Here is a 22847-nt window from a genome sequence, read left to right as displayed (position 1 = left end):
GCGCGCGGCCGGACCGCAGGAGGAGACGAGCGTTGACCGGCCCGACCCAGATTCCCGCCTACGGCCTGCCCGACCGCAACCGCCGGGTACTGCTCGCGCGGCGGCCCGCCGGCATCCCGCAACCCGACGACTTCGCGATCGACGCCGTCCCGGTGCCCGAGCCGGGCCCGGGCGAGGTCCTGGTGCGCAACCTCTACCTCTCGGTCGATCCGGCCCAGCGCGGCTGGGCCAGCGCCGAGGCGAACTATTCGCAGCCCGTGCCCCTCGGCTCCCCGATGCGGGCGCTGGCGGTCGGCGTCGCGGTGCGCTCGAACAGCCCCGAGGTCGCCGAGGGCGAGTTCCTGTACGGCTGGTTCGGCTGGCAGGATTACGCCGCGGTGCCGGTCTCGGCGATCTTCCGCCGCTGCGCCGAGGCGGTGCCGCTCTCGGCCCATGCCGGGCTCCTCGGCCTCAACGGGCTCACCGCCCATCTCGGGCTCACCGCGCTCGGCCGGCCGCGGCCCGGCGACACCGTGCTGGTCTCGACCGCCGCCGGCGCGGTCGGCAGCCTCGTCGGGCAGATCGCCCGCAATCTCGGCTGCCGCGCGGTCGGGCTTACCGGCGACGACGCCAAGGTCGCCCGCTGCCGGGAGGCCTACGGCTACGCGGCCGCCTGGAACTACCGGACCGACGACTGGGCCGCCTCCCTGGCCCGGGAGGCGCCCGAGGGCGTGAACGTCTACTTCGACAATGTCGGCGGCCCGATCCTCGATGCCGCCCTGCGCCGGATGGCGGTCGGCGGCCGCGTCGTCCAGTGCGGCACCGCCTCGGTGGCGAGCTGGGCCGAGGTGCCGACGGGCCCCCGCGTCGAGCGCGAGATCCTGACCCGGCGCCTCGTCTGGAGCGGCTTCGTGGTGCTCGACCACAAGGACCGGTTCGAGGAGGCGATCGCGGCCCTGGCGGGCTGGTACGGGCAGGGCCGCCTCGTCCTCGACGAGGACGTTTCCGAGGGAATCGAGGCCGCCCCCGGGGCGATCGCGGCGCTCTATCGCGGCGAGAACCGCGGCAAGCGCCTGATCTTCGTCGGGTGACGGTGCGACCCGGCGCGGCGCCCGCCCCTCAGGGCAACGCGCGCACGGCTCAGAGAAGCGCGCGCGCCGCCTGGGCGACCTGACGAACCGAGGTGTCGACGCCGCCGGCCGAATGGGTGATCCGCTCCATGTTCCGGCGCACCGACGCGACGCTGCGGGCGGCGTTCTGCATGTTGACCGACATGTCGCGGGTCACCGCGGCCTGCTCGGTGATGGCGCTCGACACCCCGACCGAGATCTCGCTCACGTAGCGGATCGCCGAGATGATCGCCTCGATCGCCGCCACCGCCTCGCTGGTCGCGCCCTGCACGGCGTCGATCTGGGTGCCGATCTCCTGCGTCGCCCGGGCCGACTGGCCGGCCAGCGCCTTGACCTCGGCGGCGACGACCGCGAACCCCTTGCCGGCGTCTCCCGCCCGCGCCGCCTCGATGGTGGCGTTGAGGGCCAGCAGGTTGGTCTGGTCGGCGATCGAGCGGATCAGCGACACCGCCTCGCCGATCCGGTCCGCGGCGGTCGTCAGGCTCGCCACGATGCCGCCGGCATCCTGGGCCTTGCGCACCGCCTCGCCCGAGGCCGTGCGGGCATCCTCGGCATGGCGGCCGAGCTCGGCGATCGAGGCGGCGAATTCCTCCGTACCGGCGGCCACCGCCTCGACGTTGCCGGAGGTTTGGGCCGCCTCCGCCGTGGTGGCCCGGGCCTGCTCGGAGACCTCCGAGACCGCGACCGTGATCGCCGCGATGTCCGCCTCGATCGCCCGGTGGCCGGCGCCGCGGCGCTCGCGGTCGAGCACCTGCCGGGTGATGTCGGTGGCGAACTTCACCACCGCGCTGGGCTTGCCGTCGAGGTCGAGGACCGGGTTGTAGGCGCCGAAGATCCAGACGTCCCTGCCGTCCTTGCCCACGCGGTGGAACTCGCCGGAATGGTGCCGGCCGGCGGCCAGGGCCTGCCAGAACGCAGCGTAATCCGCGCCTGTGCGCATGGATTCGGGCACGAACAGGCTGTGATGGCGGCCCACCACCTCGTCGCGGGTATAGCCCAGCGCGTCGAGGAAGACCGGGTTGGCCGCGGTGATCGTGCCGTCGAGGGTGAAGTGGATCACCGCCTGCGAGCGGTCGAGGGCGGCGATCTGGCCGGCCAGGTAGGCGTCGTGCTCCTTGCGGGCGGTGATGTCGGAGGCGAGCTTCACGATCCGCACGACCCGGCCGCGGCGGTCGAGGACCGGGTTGTACGAGGCCTGGATCCAGATCGAGCGGCCGTCCTTGGCGATGCGGCGGAACTCGCGGGACTCGAAACGGCCCTCGCGCAGGCCCTGCCAGAATGCCGCGTAGTCCGGGCTCTCCCGCTCGGCGGGCGGCATCAGCATGCCGTGATGCCGGCCTTTCAGCTCGGCGAGGGTGTAGCCGGTCAGCGCCAGGAAGCAGGCATTCGCGTCCAGGATCGTCCCGGACGGGTCGAACTCGATCCGGCCTTGCGACCGGTCGACGGCTGAGAGCAGCGCGGCGTGACGCGATTGGAGGAGGGACACGGCATGGGTCTCTGGTATCGGGTGCCGCGAACGATGCGCCGCAAGCGTTATCGATTCATGAAGAAGCAAGTTGCCGTTGTGAATTGAAGAAGAAAACAGTCCTATCTCCAGGTCGTGCCGATGAGGTAACGAGTGCAGAGATCTCGCCGAAATCCGGCGGCCCGGGACAACCTGCCCTAAAGAAGCGTCGCAGTCGCGCTCGTCGTCCCGGGTCCTTACAGGACGCGGCGAGGCACGAGGAGGCAAGAAGCGGACGGGCAAGTGACGGTCATGTGCTCGCCTGCCATTGTCGGGGCAGCCTCGCATCTGCACCGGGAAGCGCAACTCGACATCGACTTCGCAAATTTCTTGCGCGCAATAGTATTGGAATGAATGCGACCGGGTCCGTATCGCGGCGCCGGAAGCGGGCTTTCGCGGTTCGCGGCGCATCGGCGCCGCGCCGCCGTCCAGGACACGGGGTCGAGGCCCGGCCCCATCTCGCACGATCGTGACCGGGAACGCCGTCAGCTCCGGCGCTGCGCCTTCACGTAGCTGGCGATCGCCGCCTGGCAGTTCGGCGACAGCTTGGCCTTGTTCTGGCGGAAGCAGGCCTGCACCTCGGGACCGTCCGGCGAGAGGTTGCCGCAATAGGTCAGGTAATCGCCGGTGCAGTACTGCTTCAGCACCGTGCGGTCGATCGCGGCGGGCTCGGCGAGGGCCGCGCCCGCGGTCAGGGCGAGGATGAGGGTGGAGCGCAGGAGCACGACGTCTCTCTTTCGGGAGATGGGAAGGGGGAGCGCGGTAAAGGCCATACGATCCTGGCCACAATGGGTTAGCGCGGCCGTTGACGGGCGCCGCTCCCGCGGCGGCGCCGACGCGGCCGGCCTCAGAGGCGGCTGAGGCGCACGCGGGCGAGGCCCGACATGCCGATCGCCCGGGCGGAGGCCTGGGACAGGTCGATCACCCGGCCGCCGACATAGGGGCCGCGGTCGTTGATGCGCACCACGACCGAGCGGCCGTTCGCCGTGTTGGTCACCCGCACCCGGGTGCCGAAGGGGAGGCGGCGATGCGCCGCCGTGAGGGCGTGCGTGTTGAAGCGCTCGCCGTTTGCAGTGCGCCGGCCCTGAAATCCGGGCCCGTACCAGGAGGCACGGCCGGACTGGGCTTCGGCGGGCGTGCTGGCTTGTAGCGTCGCCCCGACGGCACCCGCCGCAGCAAGAGCAATGATCGCCAGCTTTGCCTTCGAAACCATCTCGCATTCCCGTTCTGTTGCTTGGTGCGGCGCAACATAAAACCGAAGAAGGCGACATTATGGAACAGTGAAAATTGCGATCACCTCCCGTATACTGCGGAGCGCTGTTCTCAAGGATTTGCCGGGTTTACATCCGTTAACTGTCTTCGCAGGTGGAGCGGCACCGGACCGGCGGCGACACCTGCGCCACCTTGCGGCCAAGGTTGGCGCGGCGGGCGGGATCACGTGCCGCGCGCCGCCTCCCGCAGGGCGATCCGGATCAGGTCGGCGAGGGTGCGGGCGCCGAGCTTGCGGCGCAGCTGCGTGCAGGCATTGGCGACGGTCTTGTAGCTCAGGCCGAGCTCCTCGGCGATCGCCCCGTGCGCGCGGCCGGCGCCGAGGCGATCGAGGATCTGCCGCTCGCGCGGGGTGAGGGGCGGCGGCGCCGGCGTCTCGCGCCGCAGCCGGTCGACCTCGGCGGCGAGCGAGGGCGCGACGTAGGTCCCGCCGTCGCGCACCCGCTCGAAGGCGAGGTGCAGCTCCGACGAGGCGGTGTCCTTGAGCACGTAGCCGGCCGCCCCGCTCTCGAGGGCCCGCGCGGCGATTTCCGGATCGTCGTGCATGCTGAACACCAGGATCCGGGTCCCCGGCGCCACCGAGCGGATCCGCCGGATCAGCGCGAGGCCGCTCAGCGACGCGCCCTGGAAGGTCAGGTCGGCGACCACGATCTCGGGGCGGAAGCGGCGGAAGCGGCGGTAGCCGGCGGCGATGCCGGTGGCTTCGTGCACGGTCTCGACGCCCGCATCCTCCAGCACCCGGCGGCAGCCCTGCAGCACGATCGGATGGTCGTCGACGACGAGCACGCGCACGGTGGCCTCCGGGGGTCGGGCCCGCGGCCTCGCCGCGGGCCGCAGGGGAAATCAGTTGGTCGGCTGGCCGGCGGAGACCTTGGCGGTCCAGTCGTCGAAGGCGACGATCGTCTGGCGCTGCTCGCCCAGACCCTCGATGCCCAGGGTGACGACCTCGCCGGCCTTCAGGAAGCGGGCCGGCTTCATGCCCATGCCGACGCCCGGGGGCGTGCCGGTGGTGATGACGTCGCCGGGCTCCAGCAGCATGAAATGCGACAGGTAGGACACGATCTGCCGGCAATCGAAGATCATCGTGCGGGTCGAGCCGGTCTGCATCCGCTGCCCGTCGACGTCGAGCCACATCCCGAGATTCTGCACGTCGGGGATCTCGTCCGGCGTGACCAGCCACGGCCCGAGGGGGCCGAAGGTCGGGCAGCCCTTGCCCTTGGTCCAGGTGCCGCCGCGCTCGAGCTGGAACTCGCGCTCGGACACGTCGTGGCAGACGCAGTAGCCGGCGACGTAGTCCAGCGCCTCGTTGGCATGGACGTAGGAGGCGCGCTTGCCGATCACGATGGCGAGCTCGACCTCCCAGTCGGTCTTCGCCGAGCCCTTGGGCAGGATCACGTCGTCGTTCGGGCCGACGATGCAGGACGGCGCCTTGTTGAACAGGATCGGCTCGGCCGGGATCGGCGAGCCGGTCTCGGCGGCGTGGTCGGCGTAGTTGAGCCCGATGGCGATGAAGTTGCGCACGTGGCCGACGCAGGGGCCGAGCCGCGTGCCGGCCGGCACCTCGGGCAGGGTGGCCGGGTCGATCGCGCGCAGGTTCGCGAGGCTGTCGGCGGCGAGGAACGGGCCGGCGATGTCGCGGATCACGCCCGACAGGTCGCGGATCGCGCCGTTCCGGTCGACGAGGCCCGGCTTCTCCGCACCGCTCTCGCCCCAGCGCACAAGCTTCATTGGTTCTCTCCCGAAAGGTCCGGGCCCGGACGGCCGGGGCCGGGATTCCGCGTCGGCCGGGACATTGGCGCCCGCAACGGACCGCCGCAAGCCGGCAGGCGCGCGAGCGGAGACACATCCCAGTTGCAGTTTCGTCACATCTGGGGCGAAAGCGTGTCGGCGCAGCCGGCAAGGGCCGACAGGGACATGTGAACCGGCTGGCGGATATACGCGACAGGGAGAAAAAAGATGATCAACTAAGCTTAGCTTGTCATGTTTTGCGCGGATTGTATACGCCAAAGCGAAATAATATTTTAGACGATGCTTGCGATCGGGCGGGATTGCGAATCGACTGCCTGCTGCCGCATCATTCCGCCCAAGCTGCGGGCGCCCACGGAAGCCGCGCGGCACATGGTTTCGGGTGTCGAGGTAACGTCATGACGGGTTTGAGGAGGGCGGCTCTGCTGGCCGGCGCATCGGTGGCGCTGATGGCCGGCACCCACGGGGCGGCGCACGCGGCGGCGTTCGGCCTGCGCGAGCAGAGCGCGCAGGCGATGGGCCTGGCCTTCGCGGGTGCGGCCTCGGGCTCCGGCGGCCTGTCCTCGATGTTCTGGAACCCGGCCGTCGTCACGATGAAGCCGGGCTGGAACTCGGACTTCAACGCCACCCTGGTGGCGCCCTCGGCCACCATCACGCCGACCACCGGCACCTTCCCGCCGCTGATCGGGCTCGGTAATTCGGGCGATATCGGCCAGGCCGCGGTGCTGCCGGCCACCTACTCGAACTACCAGCTCAACGACCGGCTGTTCATCGGCCTGTCCGGCGCCGCGCCGTTCGGCCTCATCACCAAGCCGGACCCGGTCTGGGCCGGCCAGACCTACAGCCGCTCGTCGAAGATCTTCTCGCTGAACTTCAATCCGGTGATCGGCTACAAGGTGAACGACTGGCTGTCGGTCGCCGCCGGGCCGGTGCTCGAATACTTCAAGCTCACGCTGCGCCAGGCCACCGGCATCACCCCGGGGGCGAACACGGCCTTCGTCAAGGGCGACGACTGGGGCTGGGGCTTCACCGCCGGCGTGGTCGCGCGCCTGTCCGAGGGCACCACGGTCGGCGTCGGCTACCGCTCGTCGATCAACCACCAGCTCGAGGGCTCGGCCTTCGGCATCGGCCGGATCCGCGCCTCGCTCAATACCCCCGAGAAGGTCTCGGTCGGCCTGACCCAGGCGATCACGCAGGACTTCCGGCTGAACTTCGGCTTCGAGTGGGACAACTGGACCCGGCTCGGCTCGCCGGCCATCGTCTCGCTGGCGCTCGGCCGGCCGGTGACGGCGCTGCCGCTGAACTACAAGAACGGGTTCTACTACTCGGTCGGCGCCGAGTACGACTTCACCCCGCAATGGACCGGTCGCCTCGGCTTCGCCTACGAGCAGTCGCCGATCGACATCTCGAACCGCTCGACCCGCCTGCCCGACGGCGACCGCTACTTCGCCTCGGTCGGCGCGAGCTACCGCTACAGCGAGAAGATCCAGTTCGACGTCTCCTACCAGCACCTGTTCTCGGTCGGCGGCCGCAACCGGATCGCGATCGTGCCGGGCGAGCCGCTCTACACCGCGCCGCTCGCCTTCCTGGGCACCACCGACGCCAGCGCCGACATCGTCTCGGTCGGCCTGAAGTACCGCTGGGACAACCCGCCGGCCCCGGCGCCGATCCCGGTGCCGCTGGTGCGCAAGTACTGATGGTGGGCAACTACTGATGGTGGGCAAGTACTGAGACCCGACCAGCCGGTGAATGAGAAAGGCCCCCGGGATCGCCTCCCGGGGGCCTTTCTCTTCGTCGCGTCTTCTCGGTCACGCCTTCTCGAGCACGTAGGTCCCGGGTGCCGGGCCGAGCGAGGGCAGGGCGTCGCCGCCGGGCCGGCGCGCCGGCACCCGCTCGCCGTTCTGCTGCTCGAGCCACGAGAACCAGCGCGGCCACCACGAGCCCGTGTGCTCGGTCGCGGCCGAGATCCAGTCCTGGAGCGTGCCGTGGGCGGGGCCCCCGGTCCAGTACCCGTATTTGGGCTTGGCCGGCGGGTTGACCACGCCGGCGATGTGGCCGGAGCCCGCCAGCACGTAGTCGACCGGGCCGCCGAAGGCGCGGCAGCCCTCGAAGACCGAGAGCGCCGGGGCGATGTGGTCCTCCCGGGTCGCCAGGTTGAAGACCGGGATCGTCACCTTGCCGAGGTCGAGACGCACGTTGCCGAGCATCATCTCTCCGCGCGACAGCTTGTTGTCGAGGTAGCAGTTGCGCAGGTAGAACGAGTGGTTGGCGGCCGGCATCCGGGTCGCGTCGGAGTTCCAGTACAGGAGGTCGAAGGGCAGCGGCGCCTTGCCCTTCAGGTAGTTGTTGACGACGTAGGGCCAGATCAAGTCGTTCGGCCGCAGCATGTTGAAGGCGTTGGCCATCTTGGCGCCTTCGAGATAGCCGCGATCCTTCATGCCGGATTCGATCGAGCGGATCTGCGCCTCGTCGACGAAGACCTTGAGGTCGCCGGCATGGGTGAAGTCGACCTGGGTGGTCAGGAAGGTGCTGCTCGCGATGCGGTCGTCGCCGACCGCCGCCATGTAGGCGAGCGTCACGGCGAGCAGCGTGCCGCCGACGCAGTAGCCCACCGCCGAGACCTCGCGCTCCCCGGTCGCCCGCTCGATCGCCTCCAAGGCCGCGAAGACGCCCTCGCGCATGTAGCTCTCGAAGTCCTTGGTCGCGTGGCGCGCGTCCGGGTTGACCCACGAGATCACGAACACCGTCAGGCCCTGGCTCACCGCCCAGCCGATGTAGCTCTTGTCCTTGTTCAGATCGAGGATGTAGTACTTGTTGATCCAGGGCGGCACGATCAGCAGCGGGCGCTTCAGCACCGTCTCGGTCTGCGGCGCGTACTGGATCAGCTCGATCAGGTCGTTGCGGAACACCACCTCACCGGGGGTGCTCGCCATGTTGACGCCGACCTTGAACTGGCCCTGGTCGGTCTGGCGCACGCGCAGCTCGCCGCCGCCGGCCTCGACGTCCTCGGCGAGCATCTTCATGCCGCGCACGAGGTTGGCGCCGTTCTCCCGGAAGGTCTCGCGGATCAGCTCCGGGTTGGTAGCGAGGAAGTTCGACGGCGACATCGCCCCCGAGATCTGCCGGACGTAGAACTGCGCCTTGGCGCGGGTGTGGTCGTCGAGCCCCTCGGCCTCGTCGACCAGGATCTCGGCCCAGCGGGTGGTGATCAGGTAGCCCTGCTTCAGGAAGTCGAAGACCGGGTTCGACGACCATTCGGGCGCGGCAAAGCGCTTGTCCTTCGGGTCGGGCAGGGCGACCGGCGTCACGGTCTCGCCCTGCATCCGCTGCAGGGTCGAGCCCCACAGGGCCAGGAACTGCCCGCCGATCAGGCTCTGGGCCTCCATCGCCTTCTGGGGGTCGGTGAACCACTTCTCGGCCACGGTGCCGAGCGTGCGCACCACCTCGGTCACCGATTCGGCGAGCGCGGTGTTCGGCTTGCCGTCCTCCAGCGGCTTGGCGTAGGCGGCGAGCGCCCGGCTGAACTGCTCGGTCATCAGGCCCGCATTGCGCGACAGGGCCTCCACATCCGCGACCGGCGCGGTACTCCTCTCAGCGGTCACGCGCGTTCTCCTCCCTGTTGTCCGCTGCTCGCCGTGACGAGCCGCCTTTCCGACAAGATATCGTCCCAGACCGCCGGTTCCGCCAGATGACCGGACCGGGTTTCCTCACCGCCACGGTGCCCTCGCGCAAGGTTTCCCAGACGTCATGCCCGCGTTCCCCGCTCTTTCGCCCAAATCCCTTTCGCCCAACCCCCTCCGCGCCGCAATGCTCCTCGCCCCCCTGGCGGCCTGCCTCCTGACCGGCGGCTGCGTCCTCGACGGCGCCTCGGTGCGCGACGCCGCGAAATCGGCCGGCTTCGGGCCGAAGGAGGTCGCGGCACCCGACTTCGTGGTGCAGTCGCGCCGCGGCAACGGCGACTTCCTGCCGGTCGGCGTCTCGGCCCCGCCCCGCGAGACCCGTGCCAAGTCGGCGGCCGGCGTGCAGCAGCTCGAGGCCGAGCTCGATGCCAGCCGCCAGCGCAACGAGGCCAAGGGCCGGGACGCCGCCAAGGTCGGCGGGGCGGTCAAGCCGCCGGCGCCGCCCAGGGTGCTGCCGGCCGAGTGACGCAAGGCCGGCTGGCGCAAGCCCGGGTGACGCAAGCCCAGGTGACGCAAGCCCTGCGACCCGGGGGCCCCGCAGCGCGAGTCCACCCCCCGGAAGTTCCCGCTCCCGCGAACTTCCTCTTCCCCGAAAACCACTCTAGACAGCGTGTGTGACACGCGCGTCGCAGCGGCGGCGCCGATCCAGGACCCGGCCATGACCGATTTTCACCGCATCAAGCGACTGCCCCCCTACGTCTTCGAGCAGGTCAACCGGATCAAGGCCGCCGCCCGCGCCAACGGCGCCGACATCATCGACCTCGGCATGGGCAACCCGGACCTGGACGCGCCCCGCCACGTGATCGAGAAGCTGGTCGAGACCGCCGGCAAGCCGCGCACCGACCGCTACTCGGCCTCGAAGGGCATCGCGGGCCTGCGCCGCGCCCAGGCACACTATTACCAGCGCCGCTTCGGCGTCTCTCTCAACCCCGACACGCAGGTCGTGGCCACCCTCGGCTCCAAGGAGGGCTTCGCCAACATGGCGCAGGCCATCACGGCGCCGGGCGACGTGGTGCTGGTGCCCAACCCGAGCTACCCGATCCACGCCTTCGGCTTCCTGATGGCCGGCGGCGTGGTCCGGTCCGTCCCGGCCGAGCCGACGCCGGCCTTCTTCCCGGCGGCCGAGCGGGCGATGCAGCACTCGATCCCCAAGCCCGTGGCGATGGTGGTCTGCTATCCCTCGAACCCGACGGCCTACGTCGCCTCGCTCGACTTCTACCGCGACCTCGTCGCCTTCGCGAAGAAGCACGAGCTGATCCTGCTCTCCGACCTCGCCTATGCCGAGGTCTATTTCGACGATCACAACCCGCCGCCCTCCGTCCTGCAGGTGCCGGGGGCGATCGACGTGGCGGTGGAGTTCACCTCCCTGTCCAAGACCTTCTCGATGGCCGGCTGGCGGATGGGCTTCGCGGTCGGCAACGAGCGCCTGCTGGCCGCGCTGACCCGGGTGAAATCCTACCTCGATTACGGCGCCTTCACGCCGATCCAGGTCGCCGCCACCGCGGCGCTCAACGGCCCCGAGGACTGCATCCACGAGATGCGCGCCACCTATCGCCGCCGCCGCGACGCGATGGTCGACGCCTTCCAGAAGACCGGCTGGGACATCCCGGTGCCGTCGGCCTCGATGTTCGCCTGGGTGCCGATCCCGGAGCGCTTCCGCGGCCTCGGCAGCCTCGAATTCTCGAAGCTCCTGGTCGAGAAGGCCGACGTGGCGGTGGCGCCGGGCATCGGATTCGGCGAGCACGGCGACGATTACGTGCGCATCGCGCTGGTCGAGAACGAGCAGCGCATCCGCCAGGCGGCGCGCAACATCCGCCGCTTCTTCGACAATGCCGACCGCACCCTGCACAACATCGTGCCGATGCAGAAGGTCGGCTGACCGCACGACTTGTGGCCGGGGGGCGACAGGGGAGGCGCAATCGCGCTCCCGGCCGCCCTCCGGCCCGGCCCCGGGTTGATCCGGCGCCTGCACGGCGTCAGGGTGCGGCCAAGGTTCCGCTCCACCCTGGGTATCCGATGCGTCGCTCGCTGAAGCTCGTCGTTCTCGCCGCCGCGGCCGCCCTGCCGGCCGCCTGCGCGCCGAACCCGATCATCGCCCGCGACCCCGTCCCGGCCCCCGGCCCCGACGTCGCCTATCGCTGTTCCTCGACGCCCGTGCTGCTCAACGGCTACTGGGCCGATTGCGAGCGGGTGCAGCGCGAGCGCGAGGTCGTGGTCCGCACCAAGGGGTGAGCCCGGGACTCGCGTTTCGGGGCTGACATCGGCTCGGGGCCGTCGCGGTCTCGACCCGGACACCACGCCGCGCCCTGGAACCGGGCGCCGCTCACCATGCGTTGATCCGGCATCCGTCACCGGAGGATGCCCCGCGTGGACCGTCGTCTCATCCTGCCGCTCGCCGCCCTGGTCGGCCTCTCGGGTCCGGCCCTCGCACAGTCGCCCTTGCCCGTGCGCGTGCGCCCACCCGCCGTCGAGCCGGACATCTACAACCGCGCCGCCGCGCCCGGCCCCGTCGTGCTGCAGGTCTCGCCCGGAGTGATCGTCGGACCAATGCCGGTCGGCCCGACCGGGCTGGTGGCCATCCGCGCGGTGCCGGTCGCGGCCGTCACCAATGGCGGCGCCTTCGGGCCGACCGGCTTCGGCTACTACAACGACGCCGTGAGCGAGGGCCCGCTCAACCGCCCGCACCGCATGGCCGACTACGTCCTCGGCAGCCGGGCCTACTGATTTCGCACCCAGGGAGAAGGATACCGTCCATGCGCGCACGCCTCCTCGCGGCCGGCCTGCTCGGCCTCGCCTGCGTCGCCGCCGCCCTGCCGGCCGCGGCTCAGAGCGTCGGCTACGTCACCGGGATTCCGGGTCCGGACCCGGCCGGCGACGACGGAATCGGGTGGGGTCCGGCCTACCGGCCCGAGACCAGCTTCTCGCAGCCCGGCACGCCGCCGACCCCGGGCGACTTCGCCGGCGCGGCCTACCGGGCGCGGACCGGGCACGGCCCCTACGACGCGATCCAGGCCCCGATGCGGCCGGTGCGCGCCTACCAGTACCAGGCGCCGGGGTACGGCTACGCGCCGGCGGGTTATTATGGCGAGCCCGGCTACGCGCCGCGGGTGCGGAGCGCGCGGGCCCGGAATGCGGTCAAGCACCGGTATCACGCCCGTGCGAAGACGCACCGCGCATACCGGCAGGTGATGCGCTGACGGCAGCGGACCGCCTCGATCGTCAGTCATCGACGTCCCCGCCACACAGGCTCATCCCCGGTTCCGCTGCGCGGCCCCGGGATGACGATGCATGGTGTCAGGACCGCCGGGTCGGGGGCGTCCTCCCGAACTTCCTCAGGCAAAGCCCTCCAGCACGATCTTCCCCTTCGCGCGCCCGCTTTCCAGGAGGGCGTGCGCCCGGCGCAGGTTCGCGGCGGTGATCGGCCCGAAATGCTCGGCCAGGGTCGTGCGCAGGCGCCCGGCCTCGACGAGCCGCGCCACCTCGTCGAGCAGCGCGCCTTGCGCGGCGATGTCCGCCGTGCCGAACATCGGCCGGGTGAACATGAACTCCCAGTGCAGCGACAGGCTCTTGCGCTTGAGGATCGACACGTCGAGCGTCGCCGGGTCGTCGATCAGCGCCAGCCGGCCCTGCGGCGCGATCAGCTCGGCGATCGCCGCGAGATGGCTGTCGGTGTGGGTGGTCGAGAAGACCAGGCCCGGGGCGCCGATCCCGAGCGCGGCGACGCCCTGGGCCAGCGACGCGCCGTGATCGACCACGTGGTGGGCGCCGAGCGACCGGCTCCATTCCTGCGTCTCCGGCCGCGAGGCCGTGGTGATCACCGTCAGGTCGGTGAGCTGGCGTGCGAGCTGGGTCGCGATCGAGCCGACGCCGCCGGCGCCGCCGACGATGAGGACGGCATCGGCCGCCCCCGGCACGGCTTTGCGCACGTCGAGGCGGTCGAACAGGGTCTCCCAGGCGGTGATCGCGGTGAGCGGCAGCGCCGCGGCTTCGGCGAAGGAGAGCGAGGCCGGCTTGGTGCCGACGATGCGCTCGTCGACGAGATGGAACTCGGCGTTGGTGCCGGGCCGCTCGAGGGCGCCGGCGTAGAACACCGCATCGCCGGGGCGGAACCGCGTCGCCTCGGGGCCGGCCGCCACCACGATGCCGGCGGCGTCCCAGCCCAGCACCTTCCAGCTTCCGGCCTCCGGGGCGGCGCGGCGGCGCACCTTGGTGTCGACGGGGTTCACCGACACCGCCCGGACCTCGATCAGGAGGTCGCGGCCCGCGGGCTCCGGGCGGGGGAGGGTGATGTCCCGGAGGGCGGCCTCGTCCTCGATCGGCAGGGAGGTCTGGTAACCGACGGCGCGCATGGGCGGGCTCCTTGATGACGACGCCGGAGATGACCGCTACCCTCCCGGTGCGCAAGAACGCACATGCAGCGCCCCTAGTGTCGAAAAGGATACCGTGATGGCCCGCACCCGGCACCGCAGCCTGGATTGCAGCCCGGGCTGCGCCGTCGAGGCGACGCTGCAGCTGATCGACGGCAAGTGGAAGGGCGTGATCCTCTACCACCTGCTCGACGAGGTGCCCGAGCCCGAGGGAGCCTTGCGCTTCAGCGCCCTCCGCCGCCGGATGCCGAACGTGACCCAGCGCATGCTGACCAATCAGCTGCGCGAGCTGGAGGCGGACGGGCTCGTGCACCGCACGGTCTACGCCGAGGTGCCGCCGCGGGTGGAGTACCGCCTGACCGCGCGCGGCCGCAGCCTCGCGCCGGTGATCCGGGCGCTCAAGGCCTGGGGCGACGCCCACGCGACGCCGGAGGCATCGCCCGAGGCGGGGTCGCGCGCAGCCTGACGGTTCTAGCGCGACATGTTGCGGAACACGCAGGTCCGGCCGGTATCCTCGTAGCCGGCCGGGCATTGGGCGACGCAGGCCCCGGCGGCGAACTTGAGCGGCGGCCGGCAATACTCCGCCGCCTGCTGCGCCCGCGAGGCGGGCGGCCGCAGGAGGGCGACCGCGATCGTCGCGGCCGCTGCCGCGAGGATGCCGAAGGCGATGAGGCGCAGCATCGATCCGCGCTCCTCTGTGGGCACTGCACCGCACCATATGGGCGTCGTGCGGGAGGCGGACAGATCCGCTTTCGGAGGGGGCCGGCAAACGGTGGGTTTCCGGGCCTAGGATTTCCGGCAATGGCGCGATGCGGCATGCTGGCACCGCGCACCTGCATGCTTGACCCACCCGGGCAGACGTGAACCCACTGATCCGGATGCCGCGGCCACGCTGACGGCCCCGATTCCAGACAGACCCCGCACCTTGCGCAGGGAAAGGACAGGACCACGCACGATGGCGGAGCTCAGCCGTTCGGATCTCGATTACCGCCTCAAGCAGCAGAAGATCCTGTCCGACTTCGGCGTCGAGGCCCTGCGCGCCGACGATCTCGGCCGGCTCCTGCAGCGGGCGACCGAGCTGTGCGCGGACGGGATGTCGGCGCAGTTCTGCAAGGCGCTCGAGTACAAGCCGGGCCAGGACACGCTGCTCGTCATCGCGGGCGTCGGCTGGGGGCCGAACGTGGTCGGCCACGCGCTCGTCGGGGCCGACCTCGCCTCGCCGGCGGGCTACGCCCTCAAGACCGGCCGACCGGTGATCTCGAACCACCTCGAGAACGAGCGCCGCTTCCGCACCCCGCAGCTGATGGCCGATCACGGCGTGCGCCGGGCGCTCAACGTGCTGATCCGGAACCGCGAGGGCGATTTCGGCGTGCTCGAGGTCGACGACACCCGCGAGGGCCAGTTCGACGAGGCCGACATCGCCTTCATGCAGGGCTTCGCCAACCTGCTCGGCGGCGCCATCGAGCGCCAGCGATCGGAGGCCCGCCTCCAGGCCGCCCTCGACCGGCAGGAGCTTTTGACCCGCGAGATGAGCCACCGGGTCAAGAACAGCCTCGCCACCGTGGCCGGCCTGCTCTCGCTCCAGGCCCGCACCACCGAGAGCCAGCAGGCGCGCGACGCCCTGACCGATGCCCGCTCGCGGGTCGAGGCCGTGGCCCAGGTCCACGACCAGCTCTGGCGCCAGCCCGACCTCGCGGCGGTGGAGCTGTCGGGCTTCCTCGGCGCCCTGTGCGAGAAGCTGCGCGAGAGCGCGCCCGGCCACGCCATCACCTGCGAGGCCCCCGCCATGCCGATCCCGGCCGACCTCGCGATCCCGCTCGGGCTGTTCGTCAACGAGCTCGTCACCAACGCGATCAAGTACGCCTATCCGGGCGCCCACGGTCCGGTGCGGGTCGAGGCCTGGCCGGACGGCGCCGACAAGGTGCGCCTGAGCGTCTCCGACGACGGCGTCGGCCTGCCCGGGGATTTCGACGCGGGGGCCGCCCGCCACAGCCTCGGCATGCGGGTGATCCACGGGCTTGCCCGCCAGCTCGGCGGGGAGTTGCAGGTATCGGGTGCGAAGGGGGCGTGCTTCGCCCTGACGCTCGATCTCGCGGCGGCGTAGCCCGGACCGCGGGGATTATTTCGGGGTCCCCGCGGCGAGCCGCTTCCCACGGCCGCTTCTCTTGCACTACGCTCGCGGCAGCGCTGCCGCTCGGCCCTCGACGTCGAGGGCCGAGCGGCACGACGGGGACCGGAGAACCGGCCCCGCCTCGACGAAGCCCGGGCGGCAGATCCGGGCCATTCTCAAGGGTGGAAACGATGGGCGAGTTCTCCCGCGGCTTTCCGAGCCGCCGCAGCATCCTGGCCTCCGGCGCCGCCGCGGCCGGTCTCGGGCTGATCGGCACACGGCCGGCCTTCGCCGCCGTGGACTGGAAGAAACACGCCGGCACCACCCTCGAGGTCAACCTGATCAAGGGGCCGCGCGGCGACCTGCTCCACCGCAGCGCCGCCGAGTTCACGGCGCTGACCGGGATCAAGGTCTCCTCCGAGGTCATCCCCGAGCAGCAGCAGCGCCAGAAGATCGTCATCGAGCTGACCTCGGGCCGGCCGAGCTTCGACGTGGTGCATCTGAGCTACCACGTGCAGAAGCGCCAGTTCGACAAGGCCGGCTGGCTCGCCGATCTCTCCGGGTTCATGAAGGACCCGAACCTGACCGAGCCCTCCCTTAAGGAGGCCGATTTCAGCAATGCGGGCCTGCAATACGCCAAGACGCTGAACGGCGAGATGCGCTCGCTGCCGCTCTCGGTCGACTACTTCATCCTGTACTGGAACAAGGAGCTGTTCCAGAAGAAGAACGTCGCGTATCCCGAGACCTTCGACGACATGATGCGGGCGGCCGAGACGCTGACCGACCCGAAGGCCGGCACCTACGGCTTCGTCGGCCGGGGGCTGCGCAACGCCAACATGGCTTTGTGGGGCGCGTTCTTCCTCGCCTATGGCGGCCGCTTCCTCGACGACAAGGGCAACCTCCTGATCGACGGCCCGGAGGCCGTGGAGGCGACGAAGTTCTACCAGCGCCTCCTGACCAAGACCGCGCCCCCCGGCGTCGTCGGCTTCAACTGGATGGAGTCGATGGCGGCGTTCACGCAGGGGCGCGCCGCGATGTGGCTCGACGGCGTCGGCTGGGCGCCGCCGCTCGAGGATCCGAACGCCTCGCGGGTCGTCGGCAAGGTCGGCTACGCGGTGGTGCCGAAGGGGCCGAAGGACCATGCCGCGGCCACCTACGGCGACGGCATCGGCGTCGCGGCGGCGAGCCCCAAGAAGGAGGCGGGCTACCTCTACTGCCAGTGGGCGGTCTCGAAGCTGATGGGCGCGCGCCTGCTCCAGGCCGGCGGCGGCGTGCCGTTCCGCGACTCGATCCTCGGCGACCCGGAGGTGCAGCAGGGCGTGAAGATGCCGCGCGAGTGGCTCGATTCGGCGATCGGCTCGGCCAAGATCAGCAAGCTCGGCCTCCCCGTCGTGGTGCCGGTGGCGGAGTTCCGCGACATCGTCGGTTCCGCCGTCACCGCTACCCTGTCGGGGGCCGACCCGGCGGTCGAGCTGAAGAAGGCGGCCGAGCAGTACCGGCCGATCCTCGAGCGCAGCGAGAAGGCGTGATGGCGCGGGCCGGCCTCGCATCGCCAGCGGATGACCTGTCAGCGGCCGAAGAGGCCGCGCCCGCCCGCTGGCGCCCGCCGGGCTACTGGCCCTTCGTGGTGCCGGCCCTCGTCGTCGTCGTCGGGGTGATCGTCTTTCCCTGGGCCTTCACCCTGTGGATGAGCCTGCACGAGTGGAAGGTCGGCGCGGCGCCGGCCTTCGTCGGCCTGTCGAACTATTCGCGGTTGCCGACCGATCCGCGCTTCCTCGACGCGGTGTGGCAGACGCTGGTCTACACCGCGCTCTCGGTGGTGCTGCCGCTGATCTTCGGCACGCTGGCGGCCTGCGTGTTCCACGCCAGGTTCCCCCTGCGCGGCTTCCTGCGCGGCGTGTTCATCCTGCCGATGATGGCGACGCCCGTGGCGATCGCGCTCGTCTGGACCATGATGTTCCATCCCCAGCTCGGGGTGCTGAACTACCTGCTCTCGCTCGTCGGCATCCCGCCCCAGCTCTGGGTCTTCCACCCCGCCACCGTGATCCCGTCGCTGGTGCTGGTCGAGACCTGGCAGTGGACGCCGCTCGTGATGCTGATCGTGCTCGGCGGCCTCGCGGCCCTGCCGACCGAGCCCTACGAGAGCGCGCAGATCGACGGCGCCTCGATCTGGCAGATGTTCCGCCACATCACCCTGCCGCTCGTCGCGCCGTTCCTGTTCGTCGCCGCGATGATCCGGATGATCGACGCGGTGAAGAGCTTCGACATCATCTTCGCGATCACGCAAGGAGGACCGGGCACGGCGTCCGAGACGATCAACATCTACCTCTACAGCGTCGCCTTCGCCTATTACGACGTCGGCTACGGCTCGGCGATCGCCGTGGTGTTCTTCCTTCTCATCATCGCGCTCGCCGCCGCCCTGCTGGTGGTCCGCAAGCGCACGCAAGGCGCCGTCGCATGAATTGGCGCTGGCTCCTCAAGCAGGCCGCCCTGCTCCTCGCCGTCCTGGTCATCGTCTCGCCGGTGATCCTGTTCTTCGTCTGGATGCTGTCGCTCTCGGTCAAGTACGAGATCGACAACGCCGCCTATCCGCCGATCCTGATCCCCGAGCGCTTCGCCTGGAAGAACTACGTCGACGTCCTCGAATCGAACCGGTTCTCGACCTACTTCGTCAACAGCCTGCTGGTCACCGGCACGGCGACGCTGCTGGCGCTCGTCGTCGGGGTGCCGGCGGGCTACGGCATCGCCCGGATGAAGGCCGCCAAGGCCGCGGTGGTGATCCTGGTCGCCCGCATCACGCCGGGCCTGTCCTACCTCATCCCGCTCTTCCTGCTGTTCCAGTGGCTCGGGCTGCTCGGCACGCTGTGGCCGCAGATCATCATCCACCTCGTCGTGACGGTGCCGATCGTGATCTGGATCATGATCGGCTACTTCGAGACCACGCCGCTCGAGCTGGAGGAGGCCGCCGTCATCGACGGCGCCAGCCGCTGGCAGGTCTTCCGCTACGTCGCGCTGCCGATCGCCAAGCCCGGCATCGCGGTGGCGATGATCCTGGCGGTGATCTTCTCCTGGAACAACTTCGTCTTCGGCATCGTGCTCGCCGGGCGCGAGACCCGCACCCTGCCGGTCGCGGTCTACAACATGATCTCGTTCGACCAGCTGAGCTGGGGCCCGCTCGCGGCGGCCGCGCTGATCGTTACTCTGCCGGTGCTGGTGCTGACGGTGTTCGCGCAGCGCCAGATCGTCGCCGGGTTGACGGCGGGGGCGGTGAAGGGCGGCTGACGCCCTGACGACACGGCGCGGCAACCTCGCCGCGCCGTCATTGACACCAAAAAACGAATGAACGATCGTTTCAATCGAAGGACCGCCGAACGGTCCGCGTAAGACTCACGGGTGGACAACGCCGATGCTGCAGCGCGCGGACACCTACGCCGATCTCGTCGAGACATTCCGCTGGCGGATCCCGGCCCGCTACAACATCGGCACCGACGTCTGCGACCGGCACGCTCCCGGCAATCCGCTCGCGTTGATCCACCTCGACCATGACGGCGCCGTGCAGCGTTACGGCTTCGATGATTTGCGGCGCCTGTCGAACCGCTTCGCCAACGTGCTCGCCGCGCACGGGCTCGCCCGCGGCGAGCGGATCGGCGTGCTGCTGCCGCAGGCGCCCGAGACGGCGGTTGCCCACATCACCGGCTTCCGGGCCGGGCTCATCACCATCCCCCTCTTCGTGCTGTTCGGGCCCGACGCGCTCGCCTACCGCCTCGGCAACAGCGGCGCGAGGGCCGTTGTGACCGACCGGGCCGGCGCCGCGCTCATCGCCGGGATCCGCGACGCGGTCCCTGAGCTGGAGCGGGTCTACTGCATCGACGGGCCGGGGGAGGGGACGGAGGATTTCCACGCGCTCTGCGCCCGCGCCTCCGACGCCTTCACGCCGGTCGACACCGCCGCCGACGATCCGGCGGTCATCATCTACACCTCGGGCACCACCGGCGATCCGAAGGGGGCGCTCCACGCCCACCGGGTGCTGCTCGGCCATCTGCCGGGGGTCGAGATGCCCCAGCGCTTCCTGCCGCAACCGGGCGACCGGTTCTGGACCCCGGCGGACTGGGCCTGGATCGGCGGCCTCCTCGACGTGCTGCTGCCGGCCCTGCATCACGGCGTCCCGGTCGTCTCGCATCGCGCGAAAAAATTCGATCCGGAGGCGGCGTTCCGGCTGATGGCCGCGCAGGAGGTGCGCAACGTCTTCCTGCCGCCGACCGCCATGAAGCTGATGCGCCAAACCCGCGCGACGCCCTATCCGGGCCTGACCCTCCGCTCCGTGGGCAGCGGCGGCGAGAGCCTGGGCGCCGAGATGCTGGCCTGGGGCGAGGCGGTGCTCGGCGTCCCGGTCAACGAGTTCTACGGCCAGACCGAGTGCAACCTCGTCGTCTCCTCCTGCGCCGACCTGTTCCCCGCCCGCCCCGGCGCCATGGGCAAGCCGGTGCCGGGCCACGACGTGCGCATCGTCGACGGCGAGGGCCGGGAGGTGCCGGACGGCACGACCGGCCACATCGCGGTGCGCCGGCCCGACCCGGTGATGTTCCTCGGCTACTGGCGCAACCCCGAGGCGACGGCGAGGAAATTCATCGGCGAGTGGCTGATCACCGGCGATCTCGGCAGGCGCGATCCGGACGGCTTCCTATGGTTCGTCGGCCGCGACGACGACGTCATCACCTCGTCCGGCTACCGCATCGGCCCGGGCGAGATCGAGGATTGCCTGCTGCGCCATCCGGCGGTGGCGTTGTGCGGCGTCGTCGGCGTCCCGGACCCGGTCCGGACCGAGGTGGTGAAGGCCTTCATCGTGCTGAAGGGCGGGGTCGAGGGCACGCCGGACCTGGCGCGGGAGATCCAGGACTTCGTGCGCACCCGGCTCGCCGCCCACGAATACCCGCGCCACGTCGCCTTCGTGCAAGAACTGCCGATGACCGCGACGGGGAAGATCATCCGGCGGGCGCTCAGGGAGCGGGGAGCGGCGTGAAGACGATCTCGACCGCAGGTCGGTCGAGCGCACGGTATCGAGCACACCGCGTCATCCCGGGTTCCGCTTCGCGGCCCTGGAACGACGAAGGAGACACATGGAACATCCGGCGATCAACGACCGGATGCCGCCACGCACGGGAGGACATCATGCCGACATCCAAACTCCGCCGAACGTCCCGATGGCTGGCGCTCGCGGCCGCCTCGCTGCTCACCCTCGCCCAGGCCCAGGCCGCCTCGACTCGCGTCACCCTCGGGGTGCTCAACGACCGCGCCGGGCCGTATTCCGACCTCGCCGGCGAGGGCTCGGTGGTGGCGGTCGAGATGGCGGCGGCGGACTTCAAGGCGCAGAACCCCGATGTCGACGTCCGGGTCCTGTCGGCCGACCACCAGAACAAGCCGGATGTCGGTGCCGGCATCGTGCGCCAGTGGATCGACCGCGACGACGTCGACGTCGTGCTCGACGTGCCGTTCTCCTCGGTGGCGCTCGCCGTGCACCAGATCGTGCGCGAGAAGAACCGGCTGATGATCAATTCGGGGGCGGGCGCCTCGGAGATCACCGGGGCGCTGTGCTCGCCCAACACGATCCACTGGACCTACGACACCTGGGCGCTCGCCAACGGCACCGGCGGGGCGATGGTGCGCTCGGGCGGCGACACCTGGTTCTTTATCACCGCCGACTACGCCTTCGGCAAGGCGCTGGAGCGCGACGTCTCGGAGGTGGTCGAGCGCAACGGCGGCAAGGTGCTCGGCTCGGTCCGCCACCCGGTCGCGGCGAACGACTTCTCCTCGTTCCTGATCCAGGCCCAAGGGTCGAAGGCGAAGGTGATCGGGCTGGCCAATGCCGGCAGCGACACCATCAACACCATCAAGCAGGGCGCCGAGTTCGGCGTGGCGGAAGGCGGGCAGCGCCTCGCCGGCCTGCTGGTCTTCCTCAGCGACGTGCATTCGCTCGGCCTCAAGGTCGCGCAGGGACTGGTGCTCACGGAAGCCTTCTACTGGGACCTCAACGACGGCACCCGCACCTGGTCGCGCCGCTTCGCCGAGCGCTACAAGGGCCGGATGCCGACCATGGTCCAGGCCGGCGTCTATTCCGGCATGATGCATTACCTCAAGGCCGTGAAGGCGACCGGCAGCAAGGACCCCGCCACGGTCACGGCCGAGATGCGCAGGGTGCCGGCGGAGGATCCGCTGTTCGGCCGCTCCGAGGTGCGGGCCGACGGGCGGGTGACCCACCCGATGTACCTGTTCGAGGTCAAGAAGCCGTCCGAGTCGAAGGGGCCGTGGGACTATTACCGCCTGGTCTCGACGATTCCCGCCGACCAGGCCTTCCGGCCGCTGAAGTCCGGCAACTGCCCACTGGTGACCCCATGAAGCTGCATCACTGCGTCGGCGCGCGCTCGTTCCGCCCGCTCTGGGCCCTCGAGGCGCTCGGGCTGCCCTACGAGCTGGCGATGCTGCCGTTCCCGCCGCGGGTCCACGCCAAGGACTACTTCGCCCTCAATCCCCTCGGGACGATCCCGCTCTTCGAGGACGGCGCGACGCGGATGACCGAATCGGCGGCGATCTGCGAGTACCTGGCGGCGCGCCACGGCGCCGGGGGCCTCGGGGTGCGGCCCGACGAGCCGGATTACGGCCGCTACCTCAACGCGCTGCATTTCGGCGAGGCGACCCTGACCTTCCCGCAGACCCTGGTGCTGCGCTACGGCCGCTTCGAGCCGCCGGAGCGCCGCAACCCGGGCCTCGTCGAGGATTATGCGCGCTGGTTCCTGTCGCGGCTCAAGGGCTTCGGCACGGTTCTGGGCGATCGCCGCTTCGTCTGCGCGGAGCGCTTCACCGCCGCCGACATCAGCATCGGCTATGCCCTGATGCTGGCCGGGTTCGCCGGGCTCGCCGAGCAGCTGCCGGACTTCGCCAGGGCCTACTGGGAGGGGCTGCAGGCCGAGCCGTCCTACGCGCGGGCGCTCGCGGCCGAGCAGCGGGCCGCCGTGGCCCAGGGCGTGTCGCCGGTGCCGTCGCCGCTCGGCGGCTGAGGGGACCGGG

At 70.5% G+C, this 22847-nt stretch carries 23 protein-coding genes; 15 read left to right on the top strand and 8 right to left on the bottom strand.

Annotated features, from left to right (window positions below; translation table 11 throughout):
- Window positions 1-32: 32 nt before the first annotated feature.
- Window positions 33-1070 carry an NADP-dependent oxidoreductase gene (locus A5481_RS16775; protein ID WP_197514200.1) on the top strand — a complete coding sequence of 346 codons (1038 nt, stop codon included), beginning with the start codon at window positions 33-35 and terminating at the stop codon, window positions 1068-1070.
- Between the two features lie 49 nt (window positions 1071-1119).
- On the opposite strand, the gene A5481_RS16770 is transcribed toward A5481_RS16775, so the two are convergent.
- From A5481_RS16770 to A5481_RS16750, 5 genes are all read right to left on the bottom strand, one after another.
- Window positions 1120-2595, bottom strand: a complete 1476-nt coding sequence (locus tag A5481_RS16770; RefSeq protein ID WP_048432518.1) for a methyl-accepting chemotaxis protein — start codon at window positions 2593-2595, stop codon at window positions 1120-1122.
- Between the two features lie 503 nt (window positions 2596-3098).
- Window positions 3099-3338 (bottom strand): hypothetical protein, encoded by a 240-nt coding sequence (locus A5481_RS16765; protein ID WP_048432519.1) that lies wholly within the window; start codon window positions 3336-3338, stop codon window positions 3099-3101.
- Window positions 3339-3460: 122 nt separating this feature from the next.
- Entirely contained in the window at window positions 3461-3826 is a 366-nt protein-coding gene (locus A5481_RS16760; protein ID WP_048432520.1) for a septal ring lytic transglycosylase RlpA family protein, read from the bottom strand.
- A gap of 221 nt (window positions 3827-4047) precedes the next feature.
- Window positions 4048-4674: a response regulator gene (locus tag A5481_RS16755; RefSeq protein WP_048432521.1), complete on the bottom strand. Its 627-nt coding sequence runs from the start codon at window positions 4672-4674 to the stop codon at window positions 4048-4050.
- Between the two features lie 51 nt (window positions 4675-4725).
- On the bottom strand, window positions 4726-5610 hold the full coding sequence (locus A5481_RS16750) for a fumarylacetoacetate hydrolase family protein (protein WP_048432522.1): 885 nt from the start codon (window positions 5608-5610) through the stop codon (window positions 4726-4728).
- Between the two features lie 416 nt (window positions 5611-6026).
- Between A5481_RS16750 and A5481_RS16745 the strand changes: the two genes are divergently transcribed.
- The gene (locus A5481_RS16745) at window positions 6027-7325 is read left to right on the top strand and encodes an OmpP1/FadL family transporter (RefSeq protein WP_048432523.1); all 1299 of its coding nucleotides are present in this window, start codon (window positions 6027-6029) and stop codon (window positions 7323-7325) included.
- Window positions 7326-7436: 111 nt separating this feature from the next.
- Here the strand turns inward: A5481_RS16745 and phaC are convergent, their stop codons facing one another.
- Window positions 7437-9230, bottom strand: a complete 1794-nt coding sequence (gene phaC, locus A5481_RS16740) for a class I poly(R)-hydroxyalkanoic acid synthase (RefSeq protein ID WP_048432524.1) — start codon at window positions 9228-9230, stop codon at window positions 7437-7439.
- 205 nt (window positions 9231-9435) lie between these two features.
- Between phaC and A5481_RS16735 the strand changes: the two genes are divergently transcribed.
- From A5481_RS16735 to A5481_RS16715, 5 genes are all read left to right on the top strand, one after another.
- Window positions 9436-9774, top strand: a complete 339-nt coding sequence (locus A5481_RS16735; RefSeq protein ID WP_048432525.1) for a hypothetical protein — start codon at window positions 9436-9438, stop codon at window positions 9772-9774.
- Window positions 9775-9966: 192 nt separating this feature from the next.
- Window positions 9967-11187: an LL-diaminopimelate aminotransferase gene (locus tag A5481_RS16730; protein WP_048432526.1), complete on the top strand. Its 1221-nt coding sequence runs from the start codon at window positions 9967-9969 to the stop codon at window positions 11185-11187.
- 137 nt (window positions 11188-11324) lie between these two features.
- Window positions 11325-11540, top strand: coding sequence for a hypothetical protein (locus A5481_RS16725; protein ID WP_048432527.1), 216 nt, complete (start codon window positions 11325-11327; stop codon window positions 11538-11540).
- Window positions 11541-11675: 135 nt separating this feature from the next.
- The gene (locus A5481_RS16720; protein WP_048432528.1) at window positions 11676-12032 is read left to right on the top strand and encodes a hypothetical protein; all 357 of its coding nucleotides are present in this window, start codon (window positions 11676-11678) and stop codon (window positions 12030-12032) included.
- A 29-nt stretch (window positions 12033-12061) separates the two neighbouring features.
- Window positions 12062-12505 carry a hypothetical protein gene (locus tag A5481_RS16715; protein WP_048432529.1) on the top strand — a complete coding sequence of 148 codons (444 nt, stop codon included), beginning with the start codon at window positions 12062-12064 and terminating at the stop codon, window positions 12503-12505.
- A gap of 135 nt (window positions 12506-12640) precedes the next feature.
- Here the strand turns inward: A5481_RS16715 and A5481_RS16710 are convergent, their stop codons facing one another.
- Window positions 12641-13657 (bottom strand): zinc-binding alcohol dehydrogenase family protein, encoded by a 1017-nt coding sequence (locus tag A5481_RS16710; RefSeq protein WP_048432530.1) that lies wholly within the window; start codon window positions 13655-13657, stop codon window positions 12641-12643.
- Between the two features lie 97 nt (window positions 13658-13754).
- On the opposite strand from A5481_RS16710, the gene A5481_RS16705 reads away from it, so the two are divergent.
- Window positions 13755-14141 (top strand): winged helix-turn-helix transcriptional regulator, encoded by a 387-nt coding sequence (locus tag A5481_RS16705; RefSeq protein WP_197514199.1) that lies wholly within the window; start codon window positions 13755-13757, stop codon window positions 14139-14141.
- Between the two features lie 5 nt (window positions 14142-14146).
- Here A5481_RS16705 and A5481_RS16700 read toward each other — a convergent pair whose 3' ends face one another.
- Window positions 14147-14356 (bottom strand): hypothetical protein, encoded by a 210-nt coding sequence (locus tag A5481_RS16700; RefSeq protein WP_053082261.1) that lies wholly within the window; start codon window positions 14354-14356, stop codon window positions 14147-14149.
- 274 nt (window positions 14357-14630) lie between these two features.
- On the opposite strand from A5481_RS16700, the gene A5481_RS16695 reads away from it, so the two are divergent.
- The 7 genes from A5481_RS16695 (at window position 14631) to A5481_RS16665 (ending at window position 22837) form a co-directional block, all read left to right on the top strand.
- Window positions 14631-15779 carry a sensor histidine kinase gene (locus A5481_RS16695; protein WP_048432532.1) on the top strand — a complete coding sequence of 383 codons (1149 nt, stop codon included), beginning with the start codon at window positions 14631-14633 and terminating at the stop codon, window positions 15777-15779.
- Window positions 15780-15976: 197 nt separating this feature from the next.
- The gene (locus A5481_RS16690; protein ID WP_048432533.1) at window positions 15977-17314 is read left to right on the top strand and encodes an ABC transporter substrate-binding protein; all 1338 of its coding nucleotides are present in this window, start codon (window positions 15977-15979) and stop codon (window positions 17312-17314) included.
- A complete protein-coding gene (locus A5481_RS16685; RefSeq protein WP_048432534.1) occupies window positions 17314-18246 on the top strand; it encodes a carbohydrate ABC transporter permease in 933 nt (310 codons plus the stop codon). Before A5481_RS16690 ends, A5481_RS16685 begins: the two co-directional genes overlap by 1 nt.
- The gene (locus A5481_RS16680; RefSeq protein WP_048432535.1) at window positions 18243-19067 is read left to right on the top strand and encodes a carbohydrate ABC transporter permease; all 825 of its coding nucleotides are present in this window, start codon (window positions 18243-18245) and stop codon (window positions 19065-19067) included. The genes A5481_RS16685 and A5481_RS16680 overlap by 4 nt, the downstream gene beginning before the upstream one ends.
- A 124-nt stretch (window positions 19068-19191) precedes the next feature.
- On the top strand, window positions 19192-20805 hold the full coding sequence (locus tag A5481_RS16675) for an acyl-CoA synthetase (RefSeq protein ID WP_048432536.1): 1614 nt from the start codon (window positions 19192-19194) through the stop codon (window positions 20803-20805).
- Window positions 20806-20954: 149 nt separating this feature from the next.
- A complete protein-coding gene (locus A5481_RS16670; protein ID WP_048432537.1) occupies window positions 20955-22178 on the top strand; it encodes an ABC transporter substrate-binding protein in 1224 nt (407 codons plus the stop codon).
- Window positions 22175-22837 carry a glutathione S-transferase family protein gene (locus A5481_RS16665; RefSeq protein ID WP_048432538.1) on the top strand — a complete coding sequence of 221 codons (663 nt, stop codon included), beginning with the start codon at window positions 22175-22177 and terminating at the stop codon, window positions 22835-22837. Before A5481_RS16670 ends, A5481_RS16665 begins: the two co-directional genes overlap by 4 nt.
- The last annotated feature ends 10 nt before the right edge of the window (window positions 22838-22847 follow it).

Source organism: Methylobacterium platani, from assembly GCF_001653715.1.
GTDB lineage: Bacteria > Pseudomonadota > Alphaproteobacteria > Rhizobiales > Beijerinckiaceae > Methylobacterium > Methylobacterium platani.
The sequence above is the reverse complement of the archived record's forward strand: the minus strand, read 5'-3'. Positions and strand labels throughout refer to the sequence as shown.